This window comes from Sphingopyxis sp. DBS4 (assembly GCF_024628865.1).
Taxonomy (GTDB): Bacteria; Pseudomonadota; Alphaproteobacteria; order Sphingomonadales; family Sphingomonadaceae; genus Sphingopyxis.
This window is the reverse complement of sequence record NZ_CP102384.1, coordinates 3,752,899-3,774,643: the sequence shown is the minus strand read 5'-3', so window position 1 is coordinate 3,774,643 and position 21,745 is coordinate 3,752,899. Positions and strand designations below refer to the sequence as shown.

Genomic DNA, 21,745 nt, shown 5'->3' with positions numbered 1-21,745 from the left:
GAATCCCTGCCCTATTTCACTACCCGGTCGGCCTCGGCGATCGTGCCGCCGCCGATGTCGCGATCCTCGCTGTAGCGGATATGCACCGGCCCCTTGAGCTTAGCGGCGAGTTCGGGCGGAACGCGCAGCGACACCCTGCGTTCGCCGACCTCGGGATAGACCGCGATTCCCCGCGCGAGCAGCAGCGGTTCCGCGACCCCCGCCCGCGTCACCTCGATATCGCCATAGACCGAACGGTCGCCGCTCCGCGCCAGGTCGAACTCGAACGCCGGCCCATCCTTCGTCGCACCGACCCGGGCGTCGCCGATCGTCGCGGTCGCGCCGAGGTCGCCGACGCGGACGATGATCGGGATGGTGATGCCATAGATCGGTGTCAGCGCGATCGACACGCCGGCCGGCGCGGGCCTCGCGGAATCGGCCGCGACCGCGGGCGCCGCGTCGGGCACCGCGCGGAACAGCATGTGGGCGCGATATTCGCCCGGCGCGAGCCCTTCGGGCAGGCGCACCCCGACTCGGATCACCTGCGGCTGGTTCGGCGGCAGCGTCACGCGGCGCGGGCTGAAGGCGATCATGTCGAGCGCGGCGCGCTCGGCGGGCGTCACATCGGTCTCGTCGATCTCGTCGAGCCCGCCCGCGGCCGTCATCCGCTTGATTTCCAGGCTGATGCGATAGGTCGCGGGTTCGCTGCCGATATTGTTGAGCACCACTTCGGTGCCGCGCGATCCGTCGAGAATGACCCGCGTCGGCGCGACGAGCAGGTCGCCCCCAGCCAAAGCGGGCGGCGCAGCGGTGCCGAGCGCAGCCGCCGAGAACAGGCAAAAGCCCTTGATAAAGCGCAACATAGACACGATCCCCACAATCGTTACGGAGCGGCGGCCGCCGCTCCTTTGGTTGGTCGCATCCCTGTTGCGCCATCATGGTTGATATTTCGCTAACCATGATGGCTGGCCGGACCGGGGCCGCGCGCACAAAAAGGGCTCCGGAGACCGGCGCTCCGAAGCCCTTTTGTCGGCTGGCGAGCCCTCAAGGCTCGCCGGCCCCCACCCGATTACTGGTAGTTGGCGGTGACGGTGAACGTCCCGACATAGCTGCCCGCCGCCTGGTTGGCGCCGACGCTGAGTGCGCCGCCGACCGAGAAGCTGTTGCCCGACGCGGCGAGCGTCATCGAGGTCGCCGACGAGGTCAGCGTAGCTGTCATGCTGTTGGCGCCCGAGCTCAGCGACACCGTCGACGGAACGCTGATGGTGACGGCCTGGCCGGTCGTGCCGCCGAGGTTGAAGCCCGCGGCCGAGGTCGTGCCGATGCAGGTCAGGCCGCTGCCGCAGCTCACGGCGCCGGCGGTCGAAACCGTGACGGTCGAAGCGGCGGTGCCGCTGACGATCGTCGCGAAATCGAGGTCGGTGCTGTTGGCGATCGTCAGCGGCGCGAGAATCTTGGCCTTGGCCGTCGCCGTGGCCGTCGCGGCGTGCGCCGCCGAGGCGTTCATCGCAAAAGCAGCAATCGCGGCGCCGACGAGGGCGCGCTTCATTCCAGTGGTGCGCATAGATTTGGTCCCTTGAACAGTCGAAAATCGAATGGAAATCCCACCCCATTCGCCGACCCCTTTAGCGGGTCACCCGTTCAGGCTTTGCGCAACAAGCATGGTTAACAGCGCATATACGAATAGCCCGCATTGCACGAAGCAAGCGAGCGAAAACAAGGCCTTGAGCCATGATTGGGTCGATCGTGGAGATCGCCTTCGGCCTGTTAACGGCCCGCCGCGGGACAGATTAAGCGCGCAGCGAAAAAAGGATCGCGCGAATCGGCCGGTGTCAGATGCCCTCGCCGCTCAGCCGCTGGCAGATCATGTCGAGCTGGTCGAGCGACGCGAATTTGAGCGTCAGCGCCCCCTTGCCGCCGCCGGCATAGTGGATCGCGACGCCAATCCCCAGCAGTTCGGACAGATGGCGCTCGACCGCGACGATGTCGGGATCGCGGCCGCCGTCGAGGCTCTTATATTCGAGCGGCGCCCTGTTGCAGCCTCCGCCCTTGCCTTCGCGCACCAGCGCCTCGACCGCGCGGACCGACAGGCCCTCCTTGACGATCCGGCGCGCGATCTCCTCGGCCCCGTCGGCGCCGATCAGCGCGCGGGCGTGGCCCATCGACAGCGCGCCGTCACCGACCAGATCCTGCACCCCTTGCGGCAGATCGAGCAGACGCATCAGATTCGCGACATGGCTGCGCGACTTGCCGACCAGCTTCGCCAGCGCTTCCTGGCTGTGGCCGAAATCGTCGATCAGGCGGCGATAGGCGGCCGCTTCCTCGATCGCATTGAGATCCTGGCGCTGAATATTCTCGACCAGCGCAATCTCATAGGTCGCAGCGTCGTCAAGCTCGCGAACGAGCGCGGGAACCTGATGCAGCCCCGCGCGCTGCGCCGCCCGCCAGCGGCGTTCGCCGGCAACGAGCTGATAGCCATGTCCATCCGGGGCGTGGCGAATGATGATCGGCTGCAACAACCCGCGCGCGCCGATCGAATCGGCGAGCTCGGCGATCGCCGCTTCGTCGAAATGGCGGCGCGGCTGGTTCGGCAGCGGGCGAATCGACGCGACCGCCACATGCTGGACCGCGTCGCCCGCCACCGGCGCCGCCTTCGCCGCCGCGCCGGGCGAAGCGAGCACCGGCGCCTCGACCGCCGCATCGCCGAACAGCGCGTTCAGCCCGCGTCCCAGGCCCGAGGGCCGCTTTCGTGGCGCCTGCCCGCCTATTTCCTTTTCATTATCAGACATTTAAGCGGCCTTGCGAATATCGGGCAGGCGGTCGATCAGCTCGCGCGCGAGCGCGATATAGGCCGCCGACCCGGCGCAGCGATGGTCATAGATCAGCGCCGGCAACCCATGGCTCGGCGCTTCGGACAGGCGGACATTGCGCGGGATCACCGTCTCGAACACCACCGGGCCCAGCACCTCGCGAACATCGTCCGATACCTGGTCGGTCAACCGGTTACGGCGATCGAACATGGTGAGCGCGACCCCGAGAATGAACAATTGCGGATTGAAGCGCCCGCGCACGCGCTCGACCGTCGTCAGCAACTGGCTGAGCCCCTCGAGCGCGAAAAATTCGCATTGGAGCGGCACGAGCAAGGATTCGGCCGCGATCAGCGCATTGAGCGTCAGCATGCCGAGCGACGGCGGACAGTCGATCAGGCAGATATCCCACTGCCCCGCTTCGGCGCCCGACAGCGCCTGTTGCAGACGATGCAGGCGATCGGCGAACTCGATAAGCTCGATCTCGGCGCCCGACAGGTCAACGGTAGCGGGAACGATGTCGAGCCGCGGCACCGCGGTCGGCACCGCGCATTCGGCGACCGTCGCCTCGGCACGCAGCAGATCGTAGCTCGAAAATTCGCGCTGCGCCTGCGTGATGCCGAGCCCGGTCGAGGCGTTGCCCTGCGGATCAAGGTCGATGATCAGCGTCCGCCACCCGGTCGCCGCGAGCGCGGTCGCCAGATTGATCGCGGTCGTCGTCTTGCCGACCCCCCCCTTCTGGTTCGCCACGGCAATGCGGATCATCATTTCCCTCTTTGCTCTGCGCCGATGCGACCTTCGCCGACCAAAATCCTGCTCTCCGCATCGGTGCGGCTCTGTTCCACGTGAAACATTCTCTGCCATGGCTGCGGCAACAATGCCAGTTCCTTAACCGCGTTTCGTCCCTTTGGCAGCAGCCAGCGCGTCGATTCGGTGGAAAAACGCGTGGACAAGGCAATCAGCCGATCGAGCGGCGCGAAAGCGCGAGCGCTGATCGTTGCCGCCGGCTGCGTCTCGACGCGTTCGAGCGGCGCTTCGACTACCTCGACATGCGTCAGATCGAGGTCGGCCGCGACCCCGCGCAAAAACTCACACCGCCGCCGCCGCGATTCAATGAGCAGCATCGGCCGCGGGCTCAGAATCGCCACCACCAGTCCGGGCAATCCCGGTCCGCTCCCCAGGTCAATCCAGAGCCCATCGCGCTTCGCATCGAGCGCCAGCAATTGCGCGCTGTCCGCGATATGGCGCACCCACAGACTCGGGATCGTCGAGGCCGCGATCAGATTCTGTCGCTCATTCTCCGCGATGAGCATCGCGGCAAAGCGATCGAGCTGATCCCATTGCCGCGCGGTCGGGGCCAAGGCGTGGCCGATCCAACCCCGCGCCTGCTCCTCGCTCGACAACACCTCGTTCACCATCATCCCTCTCATCCGATCGAATCCCGCGAAAGCGGGCCAGCTCTCTTTCTTCTTCGCGCCTTTGCGTGGCATTTTTATAGATTCACGCAAAGGCGCAAAGACATGCCCCAGCCCCAAAAGCCGGTTCCAAAATATCTCACACAAGGACACAAAGATGCCGCTCTGACTTTCACCTTCGCGAAGATATTGACCGGCCTTTATCAAGTAGGGCGCTTCGCGCGATGCCTTCACCAATCGCCGCGAGCCCGACCGTCCCTCTTCGTGTCTTTGTGTGAGACAATCAAAACCCTGGAAACGGCTATGCCGCGCGCCGCCGCCCATGCACCATGATCGCGGTCAGCGCCGCCGGGGTCACCCCGTCGATCCGCGCCGCCTGTCCCAATGTCTCGGGCCGGGCCTTCGAGAGCCGCTCGACCATCTCGCGCGACAGCCCGCCGATCGCGCCGTAATCGAGCGCCGGATCGAGCACGATCGCCTCGTTCGCCGCGAGCGCGCGCAGTTCGGCATCCTGCCGCGCAATATAGGGCGCATAATGCGCATCTTCGGCCAGTTCCGACAGGATCGCCGCGTCGATCGCAGCGAGTTCGGGCGCAAGAGCCTTGAGCGATTCGAGCGTGACGTCCGGAAAACGCAACAGGTCGATACGCCGCCGTGCGACCCCATCGCCCGGAATCGCGAGGCCGATCGCGGCATAGTCCGCCGATGCCACCGGCGCCGCGAGCAGGGCCTGCGCCTCCGCCCGCTCGGCCATTCGCGCCTCGAAAAGCGCCGCCGTCGCGGGCCGCACGAGCCCCAGCGCGATCCCTTTCGGGGTCAGCCGCGTCGCAGCATTGTCGGCGCGCAGGCGCAGGCGATACTCCGCACGCGCAGTAAGCATTCGATAGGGCTCGGTCACGCCCTGCAACACCAGATCGTCGATCATCACCCCGATATAGGATTCAGAGCGGTCTAGGATCATCGGCACACGGCCCTGAACGCCGAGCGCCGCATTGGCGCCCGCGACCAACCCCTGCGCGGCGGCCTCCTCATAGCCGGTCGTGCCGTTGATCTGCCCCGCGCAGTATAGCCCACCGATGGCGCGGACCTGCAGCCCCCGATCGAGCGCACGCGGATCGATATGGTCATATTCGACCGCATAACCGGGCACCGTCATCTCGACCTTTTCCAGCCCTGCCATCGTGCGCAGCATCGCGAGCTGGACATCGGCGGGAAGCGAGGTCGAAACGCCGTTGGGATAGACGAGCGGCGAATCGAGTCCTTCGGGCTCCAGAAACACCTGATGTCCGTCGCGGTCGGCGAAGCGATGGATTTTGTCCTCGATCGACGGGCAATAGCGCGGCCCGGCGGCGCCGATCGCGCCGGTGAACAGCGGCGAGCGGTCGAGATTCGCGGCGATGATCGCGTGCGCCGCGGGGTTGGTGCGCGTAATCGCGCAGAATATCTGCGGCACACTTCGAGCGCTGTTCCACGTGGAACAGGTCCAGTTCGCCCCTTCGGCGCTGTCCGACGGCTGCTCCTCAAGCCGCGCCCAATTGATCGTCCGCCCGTCGAGGCGGGGCGGCGTCCCGGTCTTGAGCCGCGCCATCGGCAAGTCAGCGGCGCGAAGCTGCTCGGCGAGACGATGGGCACCGGCCTCGCCGATGCGGCCGCCTTCCATTCGCTCTTCGCCACGGAAGAGCCGCCCGCCAAGAAACGTTCCCGTCGCAAGCACCACTGCCTCGGCCGCCAGGCGCGTGCCGTCGCCAAGCTCGAGTCCCTTGATGCGTGCGCCGTTCGGCGACAGCATCAGCGCGGCAGCTTCGCCCGCGATGACGCGAATCCCTTCCTCTGCCGCGAGCAAGGTCTGGATCGCTTCGCGATAGAGTTTGCGGTCGGCCTGAATGCGCGGCCCCTGCACCGCCGCGCCCTTCGACGCGTTGAGCATCCGGTAATGGATCGCCGCGGCATCGGCGGCGCGCGCCATCCAGCCGTCGAGCGCATCGACCTCTCGCATCAAGTGACCCTTGCCGAGTCCGCCGATCGCGGGATTGCACGACATCGTGCCGATCAGCGCGGGATCGAAACTGACGAGCGCGACGCGTGCACCAAGCCGCGCCGCCGCTGCGGCCGCCTCGGTCCCGGCATGTCCACCGCCGACGACGATAACATCGGATTTCGTTTCATTCTGCATGATCGCGGCGCCCATAACCCAAAGCCGCCTCCAAATCCATCGGCGCGTAGCGCCCAATATTATCTCACGCAAAGGCGCGAAGGCGCGAAGGCGCGAAGAACACGGTCCTCATCTTTGCGCCTTCGCGCCTTTGCGTGAGATAATTTCTTCCGGAATCCCAACAATCTCACACAAAGACACAAAGAGGGCGCGCCCTATCGCACGGTCGCGCCCTCTTTGTGTCTTTGTGTGAAAAAAACGGGGCTTCGCCCAGCCTCGCGATGAAGCTTGTTCCACGTGGAACATCATTTTCCGATGCAGAAGCGTCCGAACAATGCGTCGAGCATATCCTCGACTCCCGCGCGCCCGGTGATACGGTCGAGCGCGGTCGCCGCAAGTCGCAGTCGCTCGGCGATCAGGATCATATCCTCGGCCTCGCGCGTGTCCGCTTCGATCGAAAGCCACTCCTTCGCCTCGGCAAGCGCGGCGCGCTGGCGCTGGCGCAGCGCTGCTTCGCCCTCACGCGGCAGCAGGGTGCGCGCCATCGCGACGATAGCGGCGTGGAGCCGGTCCATCCCCTCCCCCGTCGCCGCCGACAGGATCAGATCGCAACGCGCCGCCCGAGCCTCATCCGCCGCATCGCCGCGCCAGCGGTCGGCCTGCGCTGCGACCAATATGGTGCGTGGATGCGCGGGCGCGAGCGCCGGCGGTCCGAGCCAGAGCAGGATATCGGCCGCTTCGACCGCCGCCTTCGCGCGGTCGATTCCGATCGCCTCGACATCATCGGCACTTTCGGCGCGAATGCCGGCGGTATCCGAAAAGCGCATCACGATCCCGTCGAGCGCGAGCGGGGTTTCGATTACGTCGCGCGTCGTGCCCGCGACCGGCGACACGATCGCGAGTTCACGCTGAGCCAAAGCATTGATAAGTGTCGATTTACCGGCGTTTGGTGGCCCCGCGATAACGACCGACAGGCCTTCGGCGATCACCTCCGCCGCAGGGCGCCGCAACCAGTCGCCGAGTTCGGCGGCAAGATCCGCCATTCCGTCCACCAGTCGCCGCGTGGCTCCGTCATATACGTCGACATCATCTTCATCGGCAAAATTGAGCTCAGCCTCCGCACCCGCCATCAGCGCGAGCAGCCGCTCCTGCCAGGCGGCAACCGCGCGCGAGACGTGGCCGCTCGCCATGCCGAGCGCCTGCACGCGCTGGCTCTCGGTCTCGGCCGCGAGCAGATCGGCGAGTCCCTCGGCCTCGGCGAGGTCGATCCGACCGCTCAGAAAGGCGCGGCGCGTGAACTCGCCCGGCTCGGCGCGGCGCAGTCCCGGCAATGCGCCAAGCGCCGCTTCGACCGCCGCAACCACCGCGCGACCGCCGTGCAGATGCAGTTCGGCCAGATCCTCGCCCGTCGCGGTCGCCGGTCCCGGAAACCACAGCAGAAGCGCGCGGTCGAGCGGCGCCCCCGCAGCATCTCTCAGCTCGGCCAGCGAAGCGCGGCGCGGCGTGGGCAATCGTCCGGCCAGCGCTTCGAGCGCCGGCCCCGCTGCCGACCCGCTGATGCGCACGACGGCGATCGCCGCCGGCGGCACCCCGCTCGACAACGCAAAAATCGTATCGCTTACAAGGCTTTGGTTCAGCTCTTGCGTCCCTTGGCGGATTTGTCGTCGTCGCCCTTGTCGGACGCTTTCGACGCACCGCCCATCAATCCGCCGCCGAATTGGCCGAGCAGCGACTGGACCAGTCCCAGCCCGCTTTCGCCCATCGGCACCCAGCTCTTGACCATCGTCTGCACCATGTCGGGGGTGATCCCCTTCGCCATCAGTTCCTTGACCCGCGACAGATAGATGTCGTGGAGCGGCTCGAGGTCGGGAAGCCCGAACAGCCGACGCGCCTCTTCGGGCGTGCAATCGATCTCGATATTGAACTTCATCGCTTGGCCTTCCCCTTCGGCGCTTGAGCCGCGCCCGTTGGCCCGCTAGCTTCGCGCTTTCCCCGCCAAGAAGCAAGAGACAGGAGAGCTCCCCGATGTCCGCCCCTTCCCCGACGAACACCACCATCGCCGCGCTCGACGGCGAAGGCGCGATTCCCGCCTATGTCGCGCGCCCCGACGCCGATTCGTCGCGCGCGATCATCGTCATTCCCGAAATCTTCGGCGTGAATGCCGGAATTCGCGAGAAATGCGACGATTGGGCGGCACAGGGCTATCTGGCGGTTGCACCCGATATCTTCTGGCGCTTTGCCCCCGGCATCGAGCTCGACCCCGATATCGAGACCGAAATGAACGAGGCGCTTGGCTATTTCGGCCAGTTCGATGCCGACAAGGGCGTGAAGGACATCGAGGCTGTCATCCGTTGGGCCCGCGGTCAGGGCGCGAACAAGGTCGGCGCGGTCGGCTTCTGCCTCGGCGGCAAGCTCGCCTATATGACCGCGGCGCGCACCGACATCGACGCATCGGTCGGCTATTATGGGGTGATGATCGACCAGATGCTGGGTGAAAGCCATGCGATTGCGCATCCGCTCGTGCTCCATATCCCGACGAGCGATCATTTCGTCAGCCCCGAAGCGCAGGCGAAGATGCACGAAGGCCTCGACCCGAACCCGAAGGTCACGCTCTACGACTATGACGGGCTCGACCATGGGTTCGCCGCAACCCATGGCAATCGGCGCAACGAGGAAGCGGCACAACTCGCCGACGGCCGCACCCGCGCCTTCTTCGCCGAGCAGCTCGCATGAGCGCGCATGAGGGTCTCGCCGCCTGGCACGCCTATATGGCGGGTGGCGGCGATCCCGAGGCGCTGAAGGCCCTGCTCGCCAAGGATGCGGTGTTTCACTCGCCCGTCGTACACACACCGCAGGAAGGGCGCGACAAGGTCTTCGCCTATCTCCACGCGGCGAGCCATGCGCTCGGCGGCGACGATTTCCGCTATCTGCGCGAGATCGTCGAAGGCGATCAGGCGATGCTGGAGTTCCAGACCGAACTCGACGGCATCCAGATCAACGGCGTCGACATCATCCGCTGGAATCGCGAAGGAAAGATAAAAGATTTCAAAGTGATGGTCCGACCGCTCAAGGCGATCAACAAGGTGTGGGAAAAGATGGCGGCGATGCTCGCGGCGCAGGCCGGCTGATTCCTATACGCCGATGCTCCGCTGGATCGCCTTTCCCGTCCTGATCGCGCTCGCCGCCGCGGCGGCCTGGTGGCCGCCCGCGCGCTGGACGCTGGTGGCCTGGGTGCCGCTTCTCCTTCTCGCCCTCTATGACGCGGTGCAGCGCAAGCACAGCCTGCGCCGCAACTATCCGCTGATCGCGCGCATCCGCTGGCTGTTCGAAGCGCTGCGACCCTTTCTCTATTCCTATATCGTCGAAAGCCCGCTCGAGGGCCGCCCCTTCGCGCGCACCGAGCGCGACCTTGTCTATGCGCGGGCCAAGGGCGATCTCGACGCGCATCCTTTCGGCACCGAACTCGACGTCTATTCGGACGAATATGAGTGGATGAGCCACAGCATCGCGCCGAAGCACGACCATGACCGCACGCAGCGGGTGACGGTCGGTGGCGCGCAATGTTCGCGGCCCTATGACGCCGCGCTGCTCAACATCTCGGCGATGAGCTTCGGCTCACTAGGCGCCAATGCGATCGAGGCGCTCAACCTCGGCGCCAAGCTCGGCAATTTCTACCACGACACGGGCGAAGGCGGCTTCAGCCCCTATCACGCCAAATATGGCGGCGATATCGTGTGGGAGCTCGGCAGCGGCTATTTCGGCTGCCGCGACGAGGCCGGCCGCTTCGACCCCGCGCGCTTTCGCGACCGCGCACAGAGCGAGCAGGTCAGGATGATCGAGATCAAGCTCAGTCAGGGCGCGAAACCGGGGCATGGCGGGGTGTTGCCCGGCCCCAAGGTCAGCGCCGAGATCGCGGCGACGCGCGGCGTCCCCGAAGGGCAGGATTGTATTTCCCCCGCCGCGCATTCGGCCTTCGCGACCCCGATCGAGATGATCGAATGGGCCGCGAAGCTGCGCGAGCTTTCGGGCGGCAAACCTGTCGGCATCAAGCTCTGCGTCGGCCAGCCGCACGAAATCTATGCCGTCATGAAGGCGATGATCGAAACCGGAATCCGCCTCGATTACATCGTCGTCGACGGCGCCGAGGGCGGGACCGGCGCGGCGCCGGTCGAATTTTCCAACCGCGTCGGGATGCCGCTCCGCGAAGGGCTGATCTTCGTGCGCAACGCGCTCGTCGGCTGCGGGCTCAAGGAAGAGATAAAGCTCGCCGCGTCGGGCAAGGTGCATTCGGGGGCGGGGCTTGCGACCAACTGCGCGCTCGGCGCCGACTGGTCGAACGCCGCGCGCGCCTTCATGTTCACGCTCGGCTGCGTCCAATCGCTCAAATGCCACACCGACAAATGCCCGACCGGCATCGCGACGCAGGATCCCGGGCGCCAGCGCGGACTGGTGGTCGAGGACAAGGCCGAGCGCGTGCGCCGTTTCCAGGCCGCGACGGTGTCGGCGCTATGGGACCTGAGCTGCGCGATGGGGCTCGACAATCCGTGGGCGATCCGGCCGCACCACCTCCACGAACGGCTCAATTCGGCACGCTCGGATTCGATCGACCGCATCTATAAATTCTACGATCGCGGGGTGCTGCTCGCCGATCCCGATTCGGTGTCGAGCGCTCGCTATTGGGCGATGGCGCGCGCGAACAGTTTCCGCGCGGCGCTTTAGATCAAGCTCAATTCGGCCAGCTCACGATAGAGTTCGGGCGGCAGGTCGGCGATCCCGTCGTCGTCATCGATCCCCTTCGGGGCATCGGCGTCGGTCAGATAGCGCCAGCCCTGATGCGCGCGCTTCGGCTGCGGGTGGATGCGTTCGAGCAGCCCTTTGCAGACGATGTCGATCCGCCCGTCGTCGCGATCGTCGAAGCGCAATATCTCGACCCGGCCGACGAGCGTATGGCGGACGATGAAATGCAGCTTGCCGCCGATCAGCTCGTCGGCGCGCTTCGGCTTGAACCGCGTCGTGAAGCGAACCTCCCCTGTCTCGCTGCGCGCGGAAATCCGCGCGGCGAGCGAGGGATAGTCGGGGCATCCCACGGCGACGCGGGTCATGTGGAGCTGGGACATGACCATCAGATCGGGTCTCTGGGTCGAGAGTTCAACCGGTCCGGGGGCTCAGATAATAATCGCCCCGGCCCAGCGGATTGACCGGAAGCTGGAGCAGCATCGCCGGTGAGATGAGGACGGCGATCAAGGCCTTCATCCCGAAGAGCGCGGCACAAGGGGTAAGAACGACGGCGACCGACCCCATAGTCGCCAGCGCCAGGCGTCCGACCGCGCGCCGCATATGGCCGCCGGGCTGGCTCTCGGGAACCGCCAGCATCTCGGCAAGGATCTCTGAGGCATCCTCATATTGCCATGCCGGCACGGTCAGCCGGAAACCGCCGATCGCAATGATGTCGGGCGAAACGCTCGTATAATATTCACCGCCGACATGAACGATGATCCCGGCGGCATCGAGCATCGCTGCGACGGTCAGCGCCTCGCCTCGCGCCAATATCCGGGCAATCGGTACCATCGCATCATCTGCCATGGAGCCGTCATGCGGCGCGATAGAGACGCTGTCCAGCACAGCGCCCGATCAGCCGCCGATAAAGCTCATGAAATGCGGATGGACGTCGTGCCAACCCTCCCAGATCATCTTGCCCGCCACATAGACGATCACCGCGAGGCCGACCCAGGCGATCCAGCGATAGCGCTCGATATATTTGGCGATGATATTCGCCGCGACGCCCATCATCGCGACCGCGAAGATCAGCCCGACGATCAGGATGCCCGGATGCTCGCGCGCCGCGCCGGCGACCGCGAGGACATTGTCGAGACTCATCGAGACGTCGGCGACCGCGACGCCCCACGCTGCGGCGACAAAGCTCTTGGCGGGCTTCAGACCTGAATCCTCGTCGCCCTCGACCTCGGGCGAGCCCGCCGATTCGCCGTGCCCGCCGCGCAGGTCGCGCCACATGCGCCACGCGACCCAGAGCAGCAGCAGCCCGCCCGCGAGCACCAGCCCGACGATGCCGAGCAACTGCTGAACGACGAGCGCGAAGCCGATGCGCAGGACAAGCGCAGCACCGACGCCGATCAGGATCACCTTGCGGCGCTGATCGGCGGGCAGGCCCGCAGCGAGCGCTCCGACGACGATCGCATTGTCGCCCGCGAGCACAAGATCGATCAGCAGCACCTGGATGAAGGCCGCAAAGGCCGCGGGTTCGGTGATGTTCGAGAAATCATGGACGATCGCGTCCCATATTCCCGCCGAAGGCGCCGCACCCGCAGCAAAATTCATCAATTCCACGATCATTTCAGCGCACCCATCCGAACAAATGGCCAAGTCCGATCACCGGATCGACCCAGCCGTCGTAAATCATCTTCAGCGCCACATAGAGGATCACGACCAGCCCGACCCAGGCGATCCAGTGATAACGCTGCAGCAGCTTGGCGACATAATTGGCGGCCAGCCCCATGACGATCACCGTGAAGGTCATGCCGACGAACAGCAAGGCCGGATTTTCCCGCGCGATCGACGCGACGAGCAGGACGTTGTCGATGCTCATCGACAGGTCGGCGATCGCAATCGAAACCGCCGCCTTGAAAAAGGTCTGCTTCGCCGGTTCGCCCTCTATTTCCGGGGTTTCGGGATCGTCGACCGGACCGGCGGCGGGCGCGGGCCGTATCTCGCGATACATATTATAGGCGACCCAGAGCAGCAGCAGCCCGCCCGCGAACACGAGGCCGGTGATCTTGAGAAGCTGCGTCGCGATCGTCGCGAAAGTGACCAGGAAAACGAGCGCCATGCCGACGCCGAGCATCAGCACCCGCTTGCGTTCGCGTTCGGGAAGCCGTCCGGCGATCGTCCCCATGATCAGCACGTTGTCGCCTGCCATGGTGAGGTCGCCGATGATGATCTGCCCGAGCAGCACGAGCCCCGAGACGGTGAAGATCGCCGAAAAATCCATCAGAGCGGCTCTCCATAATAGCTGACCGCGGGAACCGGATCATAAAAGGGATGCAGCAGCGCGCGCCATCGCTCGTACCTGTCCGAACGCCGGAACCCCTCGCGATGATCCGCGACCGCGCGCCAGTGCGCGACCAGCAGATAGGGTTGGCCGGCGTCGAGCGGCGGACGGATTTCGAGCCCGAGGAAACCCGGCGAAGCCTCTATCAGCGGCCGCGCCTCGGCGACGGCCGCCTCGAATGCAGCTTCGAACCCCGGTCGAACCGGCAGCAAGGCAAGTTCGACCACCGCCACGCGCGCGGACTTACTGGTTCATCGAATCGAAGAAATCTTCGTTCGTCTTGCTGTCCTTGATCTTGTCGAGCAGGAATTCCATCGCATCGACGGTCCCCATCTGCATGAGGATGCGGCGGAGCACCCACATCTTCGAAAGCTTGCCCTTCTCGACGAGCAATTCTTCCTTGCGGGTGCCGGACTTGCCCACGTCGAGCGACGGGAAGATGCGCTTGTCGGCAACCTTGCGGTCGAGGACGATTTCGCTGTTACCCGTGCCCTTGAATTCTTCGAAGATCACTTCGTCCATGCGGCTGCCGGTATCGATCAGCGCGGTCGCGATGATCGAGAGCGAGCCGCCTTCCTCAATGTTGCGCGCGGCGCCGAAGAAACGCTTCGGGCGCTGGAGCGCGTTGGCATCGACGCCGCCGGTCAGCACCTTGCCCGACGACGGCACGACGGTGTTGTAGGCGCGGCCGAGACGCGTGATCGAGTCGAGCAGGATGACGACATCCTTCTTGTGCTCGACGAGGCGCTTCGCCTTTTCGATCACCATTTCGGCGACCTGGACGTGGCGCGTCGCGGGCTCGTCGAAGGTCGAGGAGACGACCTCGCCCTTCACGCTGCGCTGCATGTCGGTGACTTCCTCGGGCCGTTCATCGACGAGGAGGACGATCAGATAGACCTCGGGATGATTGTCGGTGATCGCCTTGGCGATATTCTGCAGCAGCACGGTCTTGCCGGTGCGCGGCGGCGCGACGATCAGCGCGCGCTGGCCCTTGCCCTGCGGACTGACGAGGTCGATGACCCGCGCCGACTTGTCCTTCACGGTCGGATCGACCGTGTCGAGCGACAATTTCTGGTTCGGATAGAGCGGGGTGAGGTTGTCGAAATTGACGCGGTGGCGCACCGCCTCGGGATCGTCGAAATTGACGCTGATCAGCCTGGTCAGCGCGAAATAGCGTTCGCCGTCGCGCGGCGCACGAATCTCGCCCTCGACGGTGTCGCCGGTGCGCAGGCCATATTTGCGAACCTGGTTCGGCGAGACATAGATGTCGTCGGGCCCGGCGAGATAATTGGCGTCGGAGGAACGGAGGAAGCCGAAGCTGTCGGGCAGGACTTCGATCGTCCCCGATCCGATGATTTCCTCACCCTCTTCGGCGAGTTCCTTGAGGATCGAGAACATCAGATCCTGCTTGCGCAGCGTCGAGGCGCCCTCGACGCCCAGTTCCTCGGCCATTTCGACGAGCTGGGCGGGCGATTTGGTCTTGAGTTCTTTAAGATGCATGGATGGATTCCAGGATGAGATTCAGGAGAAATAATCTTTGTTTTCAGTGCATCCGCAGGGATGCCTATCCGGCCGGGGGACGGCCGTTTGCGATAGCTTCGGCGCGGGAAGCACCGTCCGCGTGGAAAGCGGGATTGATCGGCCCCTATAACCCGCTTTTGCGCAAGTCAATCGCGGCTGCGTCGGGGCGGCGGCTCAGAACGGTCGCACGACCACCAGTATGACGATGATCGCCGCGGCGATCCCCGGCACCTCGTTGAGGAGGCGCAGTTTTTTCTCGGTCAGCGGGCGCTCGCCGCGGCGCAGTTTCTTGAAATAGCCGATCAGCCAGCCATGATAGCCCGAGAGCAGGATGACGAGCAGCAATTTGGCGTGGAACCAGCCCTCGCGCCAAACATCGCCGTTGAAGGCGAGCATCAGCCCGAACACCCAGACGAGGATGATCGACGGGTTGAGGATGATCTTGCGGAGGCGATCCTCGCGCAGGGTCCACTTCTTGTCCTCGTCCGACCCGACCGCGCACTGGTGATGATAGACGAAGAAGCGCGGCATCATGAACAGCCCCGCCATCAGGAAGATGACGAAAATCACATGCGCGGCTTTGACCCAAAGCATCGTTACCCCCAGAAAACCTGCCATAAGTCCCGCCTACCCACGGACGCGCCGGATCAGATGTTCGACATGGGCTATGGGCGTGTCGGGCACGATGCCATGGCCGAGATTGAAGATATGGGGGCGATCGGGGAAAGCCGCAAGGATGCGGTCGATCGCGGTGTCGAGCACCTCGCCCCCCGCGACGAGCGCGAGCGGGTCGAGATTGCCCTGCACTGGCAGATGCGGCGGCAGCACGGCATCGGCCCAGGCGGGATCGACCGTCTCGTCGAGTCCGATCGCATCGACGCCGGTCTCGTTCGCATAGGATGCGAGCTTGCCGCCCGCCCCCTTCGGAAATCCAATGACCGGCGTGTCGGGATGAAGCGCCTTCAGCCGGCGCACGATCTCGGCATTGGGGGCGATGACCCAGCGCTCGAACTGCGCGGGGCTGAGGCTGCCCGCCCAGCTGTCGAAAAGCTGGACCGCCTCGACGCCCTGCTCGATCTGCCCCGAAAGATAGGTGACGCTCAAATCGACGATCGCCTCGACGATCGCGTCGAACGCGGCCGGATCGCCGAACGCCATGCGCCGCGCCGCGGCCTGGTCCTTCGACCCCTGCCCCGCCACCATATAGGTCGCGACGGTCCACGGACTGCCGGCAAAGCCGAGGAAGCTCGTTTCGGGCGGCAGTGCCCCCGCCACGCGCGCGACGGTGCGATACACCGGGTCGAGCCGCTGCGGCATCGCCTCAAGCGCTGCGAGCGCGCTATCGACGAGCGGCGGCGCAAGCCGCGGACCTTCGCCCGCCTCGAACCACAGATGCTGCCCGAGCGCGTGCGGGACGACGAGAATGTCGGAAAAGAGGATCGCGCCGTCGAAGCCGAAGCGGCGGATCGGCTGCAAGGTGACCTCGGCCGCTGCCTCGCTGTCGTAGCAGAGTTCGAGGAAGCCCCCCTTGGTTTCCCGGAGCGCGCGATATTCGGGGAGATAACGCCCCGCCTGGCGCATCAGCCACAGTGCGGGCCGCTCCTGCCGCACCCCGCGCAGCGTTGCCAGCAAGCTCTTCGACGACGCCTTCACGCGGTCCCTCTTTCTCTCTTCATATATATTTAAAGATGATTGTGGTGGTTTGTTGGCCGGCGGATTGCGGGGCTTTAGGCGCGGGCGTCGCTTTTGCCAACATATTGACTCTGCGCGTCACGGGTAACGTCACGGAGTCGCCAGCGGCTTTCCTCCTAATTCACAGCCTGTGGATAAATTCCATCGCTTGTGGACAAGGGATGGAGCGGAATCGGCAACGTCGGGGATGAATCCCGTGTGCCGATCTTGTCCCGGCGGTTATGCCGAGGCTTATCCACAGGGCCGTTCGGGGAGCGATGCGAGCAAAGCCCGGCTTGCCTTTTCCTTCGCCGCTGCGAAATATGGGCCATGGACCGGCTCCACCTGCACCTCATATCCGATTCCACCGGCGAAACGCTCGAAAATATCGCCAAGGCGGCGATCGCGCAGTTCGACGATGTCGAGGTCGTCCGCCATTTCTGGCCGATGGTGCGATCCGAATCGCATCTCGACCGGATCATCGCCGAGGTGCAGGCCAGCCCCGGCATGATCCTGTTCACCCTGGTCAACGGCGAGCTGCGCGCCAGCCTCGAACGGCGCGCGGAGGCGCTGAACCTGCCGCTCGTCCCCGCGCTCGACGCGGTCACTGATGCGCTGTCGCGAATGCTGGGGCAGGAAGCGAAGGCGCGCCCCGGCCGCCAGCATGTGCTCGATGCTGCCTATTTCGCACGCGTCGAGGCGATTCAGTTCACCGTCGCGCACGACGACGGCATCGGCTGGGAGAATTGGGAGCAGGCCGACATATTGCTCGCCGGGGTATCGCGCACCTCGAAAACCCCGACGAGCATCTATCTCGCCAACCGCGGCTACAAGACCGCGAACATCCCGATCGTCCCCGAATCGCCGCCGCCCGACGCGCTCTACAATCTGAAGCGCCCGCTCGTCGTTGGACTGACCACCGGGCTCGACCGGCTGGTGCAGGTACGGCGCAACCGCCTTCTCTCGCTCAATCAGGCGCCCGAAACCGCCTATGTCGACGACGAAAGGGTCAAGGCCGAGATCGCCTATGCCCGGCGCATGTTCGCTGACAACGGCTGGCCGGTAATCGACGTCACGCGCCGCTCGATCGAGGAGACCGCCGCCGCGGTGATCAAGCTGGTCGAGGATCGCGGCACGGCATGACCCAGCTTCTTCTCGCCTCGCAGAGCAGCGGCCGCGCCGCGATGCTCCGTGCCGCCGGGCTCAGCTTCGAGACGACGGCGGCGCATGTCGACGAGGAGGCGCTGACCACTTCGCTGCTCGCGGCGGGGCAGACGCCGCGCAATATCGCCGACGCGCTCGCCGAAGCGAAGGCGGTCAAGATTTCGTCGCGGCTTCCCGGCGTCACCGTGATCGGCGCCGACACCACGCTGGCGCTGGGTGACGGGTCGATGCTGACGAAACCCGCGGACCCCGCAGAGGCCGCCGATCATCTTCGCCGCATGGCCGGAACGCGCCACCGCTTGTTCAGCGCCGTGGTCGCCGCGCGCGACGGCGCGCCCATCTGGCGCGCGGTGGGTGAGGCAAAGCTGTGGATGCGCCCCTTGTCGGACGCCTTCATCGCCGACTATGTCGCGCGCCACTGGGACAGCATCCGCTGGACCGTCGGCTGCTATGAGATAGAGGGGGCGGGCGTGCAACTATTCGACCGGGTCGAGGGCGATCCCTGGACGATCATCGGTATGCCGATGCTGCCGCTGATGGCATGGCTGCGCGCCACCGGAATCGCACCGCAATGAGCGCGCCCTATGCCGAAGTGATCGGCGATCCGATCGCCCAGTCGAAATCACCGCTGATCCACGGTTTCTGGCTGAAGGCGCTCGGGCTTCCTGGCGATTACCGTCGCCGGCATGTGACGCCCGACGATCTGGCCGCCTATATCGGCGAGCGCCGCGCCGACGCCGGCTGGCGCGGCTGCAACGTGACCATCCCGCACAAGGTCGCGGTGATGGATCTCGTGGATGATCCGGGCAATATCCGCGGCACCATCGGCGCGATGAACACGATCGTGCGTCAGCCCGACGGCGCGCTGATCGGCACCAATACCGACGCTGCGGGCTTTTATGCGCCGCTCGCCGAGCTCGACCTTCAAGGCGCGCCGGTCGTGGTCGTCGGGGCGGGCGGTGCCGCCCGGGCGGTCCTGTTCGCGCTCGCCCGCGCGGGTGTGGGCCCCGTGACGATCCTGAACCGCTCGCCGCTGAAAGCGATGGGACTGCTCGCGACCTTCGGGCTGAAGGGCGATGTCGCCCCGCTCGATGCATCGCTCCCGCCGGCCGCATTGCTCGTCAATGCGAGCAGCCTCGGCATGACCGGCCAGCCGCCGCTCGACCTCGACCTGGCGCCGCTTCCCGACGACGCCATCGTCTACGACCTCGTTTACGCGCCGCTCCAGACCGGCCTCTTGAAGGCCGCCGCGGCGCGCGGGCTCGACACCGTCGATGGGCTCGACATGCTGATCGGTCAGGCCGCGCTCGCCTTCGAACTGTTCTTCGGTGCGCCGCCCCCCGAGGGCCGTGACGAGGAATTGCGCGCGCTGCTGACCGCATGACGCATCACCCGCGCCCCGCCTCGCGGCTCCGCCGTCCGTTCATCCTCGGCCTCACCGGCTCGATCGGCATGGGCAAGTCGACGGCGGCGACGATGTTCGAGCGCGAAGGCATCCCCGTCTTCGACGCCGATGCCGAAGTGCATCGGCTGCAAGGGCCCGGCGGCGCCCTGGTCGCCGCGATCGAGGCGCGCTTTCCCGGCACCACCGGGCCGGCCGGCGTCGACCGGCAGAAACTCGGCGCGCGGGTGCTCGGCAACACCCACGAACTCGCCGCGCTCGAGGCGATCATTCATCCGGCGGTCGGCAAGGCGCAGAAACGTTTTCTCGCGCGCCACCGCGCCCGCGACCTGATCGTTCTCGACATTCCGCTGCTCTTCGAAAAGGGCGGCTGGCGCCGCGTCGGCGCGATCGCCGTCGTCTCCGCGCCGGCGTGGATGCAGCGAAAGCGCGTGATGCGCCGCCCCGGAATGACCGCCGCCAAGCTGAAGGCGATCCGGCGCCTTCAGGTGCCCGACCGCGTCAAGCGCGCGCGCGCCGATTTCGTGATCGAAACGGGCCGCCCCAAAAGCGAGACGCACCGTCAAATCCGCGCCATCGCCTCTTGTTTCCGCGCCCGATAGGGGCAATATTGATTCGAAGATGCGTGAGATAATCTTCGATACGGAAACTACGGGACTCGACCCCAGAGCGGGGCATAGGTTGGTCGAAATCGGCTGCATCGAACTGATCGACCGCCGCGAATCGGGCCGGACCTTTCACGCCTATTTTCATCCCGAACGCGACATGCCGGCCGAGGCCGAGGCGGTGCATGGCCTGTCGATCCAGTTCCTGTCCGACAAGCCGCTGTTTGCGACCCGCGTCGACGAGCTGATCGACTTTCTCGGCGACGCGCCGATGGTCGCGCACAATGCCGCTTTCGACTTCGGCTTCATCAATGCCGAGCTCGCGCGCGCCGGACGTCCCGCGCTCGACATGGCGCGCATGTGCTGCACCGTACAGATGGCGCGCAAGCTCCATCCGGGCGCCAAGCACAGCCTCGACGCGCTCTGCACGCGCTACGGCATCGACCGCAGCCACCGCGTCAAGCATGGCGCGCTGCTCGACGCCGAACTGCTCGCGCATCTTTATATCGAAATGACCGGCGGGCGGCAGATCGGCCTCGGCCTGGCGGCGGAAACCGCGCCGGCCGCGCATGCCGCCGCCGATCCCGTTCGCGTCGCCGCGCCGCCGCGCGCCTTTCGCGAACCGCGCGCTCATGCCGCCAGCGCGGCCGAACTGGCGCGCCATGCCGAATTCGTTGCCAAGCTCACAGGACCGCTGTGGCACGATAGTCCGTGACGGCGGCCCCGGCCGCCGCCGCGATTCTGGAAGGAGAAGAAAAATGGAAATCCGCGTCTCTGGACACCAGATCGAAACCGGCGAAGCGCTCCAGGCGCATGTGTCGGACCGGATGAACGCGATTGCCGACAAATATTTCTCCCGCGCGCTCGGCGCGCACGCGACCTTCGGCAAGGGGCCGCACGACAGTTTCCAGTGCGATATCGTCGCGCATGTGATGCAGGGGCTCGTGCTCAAGGGGCACGGCCAGGCGCAGGACGCGCATGTCGCCTTCGAGGCCGCCGCCGAGCGCATCGAAAAACAGCTTCGACGCTATATGCGACGATTGAAGGACCGCGGAAACCTCAACGGCCAATCCGCCGCGTCGATCGACGATTTCGTGGAAAATGCGAGCTATGTCGTGTTCGACGGCGGTGCCGAGGAGGATGAGGCCGGCGACGCCCCGGCGATCATCGCCGAAACGCGCGTCGATATCCCGACCAGCAGCGTGTCCGACGCGGTGATGATGCTCGACCTTCGCAACACCAACGCGCTCTTGTTCGTCAACAGCAAGACCGGGTCGCACAATATGGTCTATCGCCGCGACGACGGCACGATCGGTTGGGTCGAGCCGCGCCAGGGATAGAAGCTCCGGACAATAGGACTGGATTTTCTCCGCCATCCGGCCTAAGGGCCGCGCCCATTGATACCCGGATGGCGGGGCCTGCCACACGACCGATCCCATGATCGTTTGCCAACAGGATGAACCGGGCGGCGCCCGGCGGATATGATTTGACCAAAGCGATGAACCTATCTTCCCTTCTCTATCCCGCGACCGTGCGCGCGCATGTCCAGCTCGATTCGAAAAAGGCGCTGTTCCCGCTCGTCGGTGATCTTGCCGCGCGCTCGCTCGGCCTCGACGCCGGCGAAGTCAGCGAAGCCTTGCTCGAGCGCGAGCGCCTCGGCTCGACCGGCTTCGGACGTGGCATTGCCTTGCCGCACGCGAAGATGGCCGACCTCACCGGGGTGCGCGGCCTGTTCCTGCAACTGGCCCGGCCGATCGATTTCCAGGCGGTCGACGGCCTGCCGGTCGACCTGCTGTTCGTGCTGCTCTCGCCGCTCGACGCGGGCGCCGATCATCTGAAGGCGCTCGCGGGCGTTTCGCGGATGCTCCGCAACGACAGCATCGCCGAACGGCTGCGCGGCGCGAAAAGCGACGAGGCGCTCTATGCGATGCTCGTCGATGCCGAAACGCGCGACGCGGCCTAG

The 21,745-nt window shown here is 65.7% G+C and carries 26 protein-coding genes; 10 read left to right on the top strand and 16 right to left on the bottom strand.

Annotated features, from left to right (window positions below; genetic code table 11):
• Positions 1-11: 11 nt before the first annotated feature.
• The 8 genes from NP825_RS18190 to NP825_RS18155 form a co-directional block, all read right to left on the bottom strand.
• Entirely contained in the window at positions 12-842 is an 831-nt protein-coding gene (locus NP825_RS18190; protein ID WP_257546264.1) for a molecular chaperone, read from the bottom strand.
• A gap of 206 nt (positions 843-1,048) precedes the next feature.
• On the bottom strand, positions 1,049-1,543 hold the full coding sequence (locus tag NP825_RS18185) for a DUF4402 domain-containing protein (RefSeq protein WP_257546262.1): 495 nt from the start codon (positions 1,541-1,543) through the stop codon (positions 1,049-1,051).
• A gap of 268 nt (positions 1,544-1,811) precedes the next feature.
• Entirely contained in the window at positions 1,812-2,768 is a 957-nt protein-coding gene (locus NP825_RS18180; RefSeq protein ID WP_257546260.1) for a ParB/RepB/Spo0J family partition protein, read from the bottom strand.
• Positions 2,769-3,551: a ParA family protein gene (locus tag NP825_RS18175; protein WP_306997573.1), complete on the bottom strand. Its 783-nt coding sequence runs from the start codon at positions 3,549-3,551 to the stop codon at positions 2,769-2,771. It lies immediately after the preceding gene.
• Positions 3,551-4,435, bottom strand: coding sequence for a 16S rRNA (guanine(527)-N(7))-methyltransferase RsmG (gene rsmG / locus NP825_RS18170; RefSeq protein ID WP_306997570.1), 885 nt, complete (start codon positions 4,433-4,435; stop codon positions 3,551-3,553). Before rsmG ends, NP825_RS18175 begins: the two co-directional genes overlap by 1 nt.
• Positions 4,436-4,502: 67 nt before the next feature.
• Entirely contained in the window at positions 4,503-6,374 is a 1,872-nt protein-coding gene (gene mnmG, locus NP825_RS18165) for a tRNA uridine-5-carboxymethylaminomethyl(34) synthesis enzyme MnmG (RefSeq protein WP_257546256.1), read from the bottom strand.
• Positions 6,375-6,658: 284 nt separating this feature from the next.
• Entirely contained in the window at positions 6,659-7,963 is a 1,305-nt protein-coding gene (gene mnmE / locus NP825_RS18160; protein WP_257551529.1) for a tRNA uridine-5-carboxymethylaminomethyl(34) synthesis GTPase MnmE, read from the bottom strand.
• Between the two features lie 23 nt (positions 7,964-7,986).
• Positions 7,987-8,283: a DUF6489 family protein gene (locus NP825_RS18155; RefSeq protein WP_257546254.1), complete on the bottom strand. Its 297-nt coding sequence runs from the start codon at positions 8,281-8,283 to the stop codon at positions 7,987-7,989.
• A 95-nt stretch (positions 8,284-8,378) separates the two neighbouring features.
• Between NP825_RS18155 and NP825_RS18150 the strand changes: the two genes are divergently transcribed.
• Genes NP825_RS18150 through NP825_RS18140 form a run of 3 tightly spaced genes read left to right on the top strand, consistent with a single transcriptional unit; the run spans position 8,379 to position 11,072 of the window.
• Positions 8,379-9,086, top strand: a complete 708-nt coding sequence (locus tag NP825_RS18150; RefSeq protein ID WP_257546252.1) for a dienelactone hydrolase family protein — start codon at positions 8,379-8,381, stop codon at positions 9,084-9,086.
• On the top strand, positions 9,083-9,481 hold the full coding sequence (locus NP825_RS18145; protein WP_257546250.1) for a nuclear transport factor 2 family protein: 399 nt from the start codon (positions 9,083-9,085) through the stop codon (positions 9,479-9,481). Before NP825_RS18150 ends, NP825_RS18145 begins: the two co-directional genes overlap by 4 nt.
• Positions 9,482-9,494: 13 nt before the next feature.
• Positions 9,495-11,072 carry an FMN-binding glutamate synthase family protein gene (locus NP825_RS18140; RefSeq protein ID WP_257546248.1) on the top strand — a complete coding sequence of 526 codons (1,578 nt, stop codon included), beginning with the start codon at positions 9,495-9,497 and terminating at the stop codon, positions 11,070-11,072.
• Here NP825_RS18140 and NP825_RS18135 read toward each other — a convergent pair.
• The 8 genes from NP825_RS18135 to hemE form a co-directional block, all read right to left on the bottom strand.
• The gene (locus NP825_RS18135) at positions 11,069-11,470 is read right to left on the bottom strand and encodes a DUF1489 domain-containing protein (RefSeq protein ID WP_257546246.1); all 402 of its coding nucleotides are present in this window, start codon (positions 11,468-11,470) and stop codon (positions 11,069-11,071) included. The two genes, NP825_RS18140 and NP825_RS18135, sit on opposite strands and share 4 nt — an antisense overlap.
• Positions 11,471-11,501: 31 nt before the next feature.
• Positions 11,502-11,936, bottom strand: coding sequence for a hypothetical protein (locus NP825_RS18130; protein WP_257546244.1), 435 nt, complete (start codon positions 11,934-11,936; stop codon positions 11,502-11,504).
• Positions 11,937-11,984: 48 nt separating this feature from the next.
• Positions 11,985-12,704, bottom strand: coding sequence for a YjbE family putative metal transport protein (locus tag NP825_RS18125; protein WP_257546241.1), 720 nt, complete (start codon positions 12,702-12,704; stop codon positions 11,985-11,987).
• A 1-nt stretch (position 12,705) separates the two neighbouring features.
• Positions 12,706-13,359 carry a YjbE family putative metal transport protein gene (locus NP825_RS18120; protein WP_257546239.1) on the bottom strand — a complete coding sequence of 218 codons (654 nt, stop codon included), beginning with the start codon at positions 13,357-13,359 and terminating at the stop codon, positions 12,706-12,708.
• Positions 13,359-13,652, bottom strand: a complete 294-nt coding sequence (locus tag NP825_RS18115) for an antibiotic biosynthesis monooxygenase (protein WP_257546237.1) — start codon at positions 13,650-13,652, stop codon at positions 13,359-13,361. Before NP825_RS18115 ends, NP825_RS18120 begins: the two co-directional genes overlap by 1 nt.
• Before the next feature lie 10 nt (positions 13,653-13,662).
• The gene (gene rho, locus NP825_RS18110; protein ID WP_257546235.1) at positions 13,663-14,919 is read right to left on the bottom strand and encodes a transcription termination factor Rho; all 1,257 of its coding nucleotides are present in this window, start codon (positions 14,917-14,919) and stop codon (positions 13,663-13,665) included.
• Between the two features lie 195 nt (positions 14,920-15,114).
• Positions 15,115-15,558: a CopD family protein gene (locus NP825_RS18105; protein ID WP_257546233.1), complete on the bottom strand. Its 444-nt coding sequence runs from the start codon at positions 15,556-15,558 to the stop codon at positions 15,115-15,117.
• 9 nt (positions 15,559-15,567) lie between these two features.
• The gene (hemE, locus tag NP825_RS18100; protein WP_257546230.1) at positions 15,568-16,593 is read right to left on the bottom strand and encodes a uroporphyrinogen decarboxylase; all 1,026 of its coding nucleotides are present in this window, start codon (positions 16,591-16,593) and stop codon (positions 15,568-15,570) included.
• 348 nt (positions 16,594-16,941) lie between these two features.
• Here hemE and NP825_RS18095 point away from each other — a divergent pair, with 348 nt between their 5' ends.
• The 7 genes from NP825_RS18095 (at position 16,942) to NP825_RS18065 (ending at position 21,745) form a co-directional block, all read left to right on the top strand.
• Positions 16,942-17,754: a pyruvate, water dikinase regulatory protein gene (locus tag NP825_RS18095; RefSeq protein ID WP_257546227.1), complete on the top strand. Its 813-nt coding sequence runs from the start codon at positions 16,942-16,944 to the stop codon at positions 17,752-17,754.
• Entirely contained in the window at positions 17,751-18,350 is a 600-nt protein-coding gene (locus tag NP825_RS18090) for a Maf family protein (RefSeq protein WP_257546225.1), read from the top strand. Before NP825_RS18095 ends, NP825_RS18090 begins: the two co-directional genes overlap by 4 nt.
• The gene (gene aroE, locus NP825_RS18085) at positions 18,317-19,159 is read left to right on the top strand and encodes a shikimate dehydrogenase (protein ID WP_257546223.1); all 843 of its coding nucleotides are present in this window, start codon (positions 18,317-18,319) and stop codon (positions 19,157-19,159) included. Before NP825_RS18090 ends, aroE begins: the two co-directional genes overlap by 34 nt.
• Complete coding sequence (coaE, locus tag NP825_RS18080) at positions 19,156-19,779, top strand: dephospho-CoA kinase (RefSeq protein WP_257546221.1); 624 nt, start codon at positions 19,156-19,158, stop codon at positions 19,777-19,779. Before aroE ends, coaE begins: the two co-directional genes overlap by 4 nt.
• A gap of 19 nt (positions 19,780-19,798) precedes the next feature.
• The gene (gene dnaQ / locus NP825_RS18075; protein ID WP_257546219.1) at positions 19,799-20,497 is read left to right on the top strand and encodes a DNA polymerase III subunit epsilon; all 699 of its coding nucleotides are present in this window, start codon (positions 19,799-19,801) and stop codon (positions 20,495-20,497) included.
• A 43-nt stretch (positions 20,498-20,540) separates the two neighbouring features.
• The gene (hpf, locus tag NP825_RS18070; RefSeq protein WP_257546217.1) at positions 20,541-21,122 is read left to right on the top strand and encodes a ribosome hibernation-promoting factor, HPF/YfiA family; all 582 of its coding nucleotides are present in this window, start codon (positions 20,541-20,543) and stop codon (positions 21,120-21,122) included.
• Between the two features lie 158 nt (positions 21,123-21,280).
• Positions 21,281-21,745: a PTS sugar transporter subunit IIA gene (locus NP825_RS18065; protein ID WP_257546215.1), complete on the top strand. Its 465-nt coding sequence runs from the start codon at positions 21,281-21,283 to the stop codon at positions 21,743-21,745.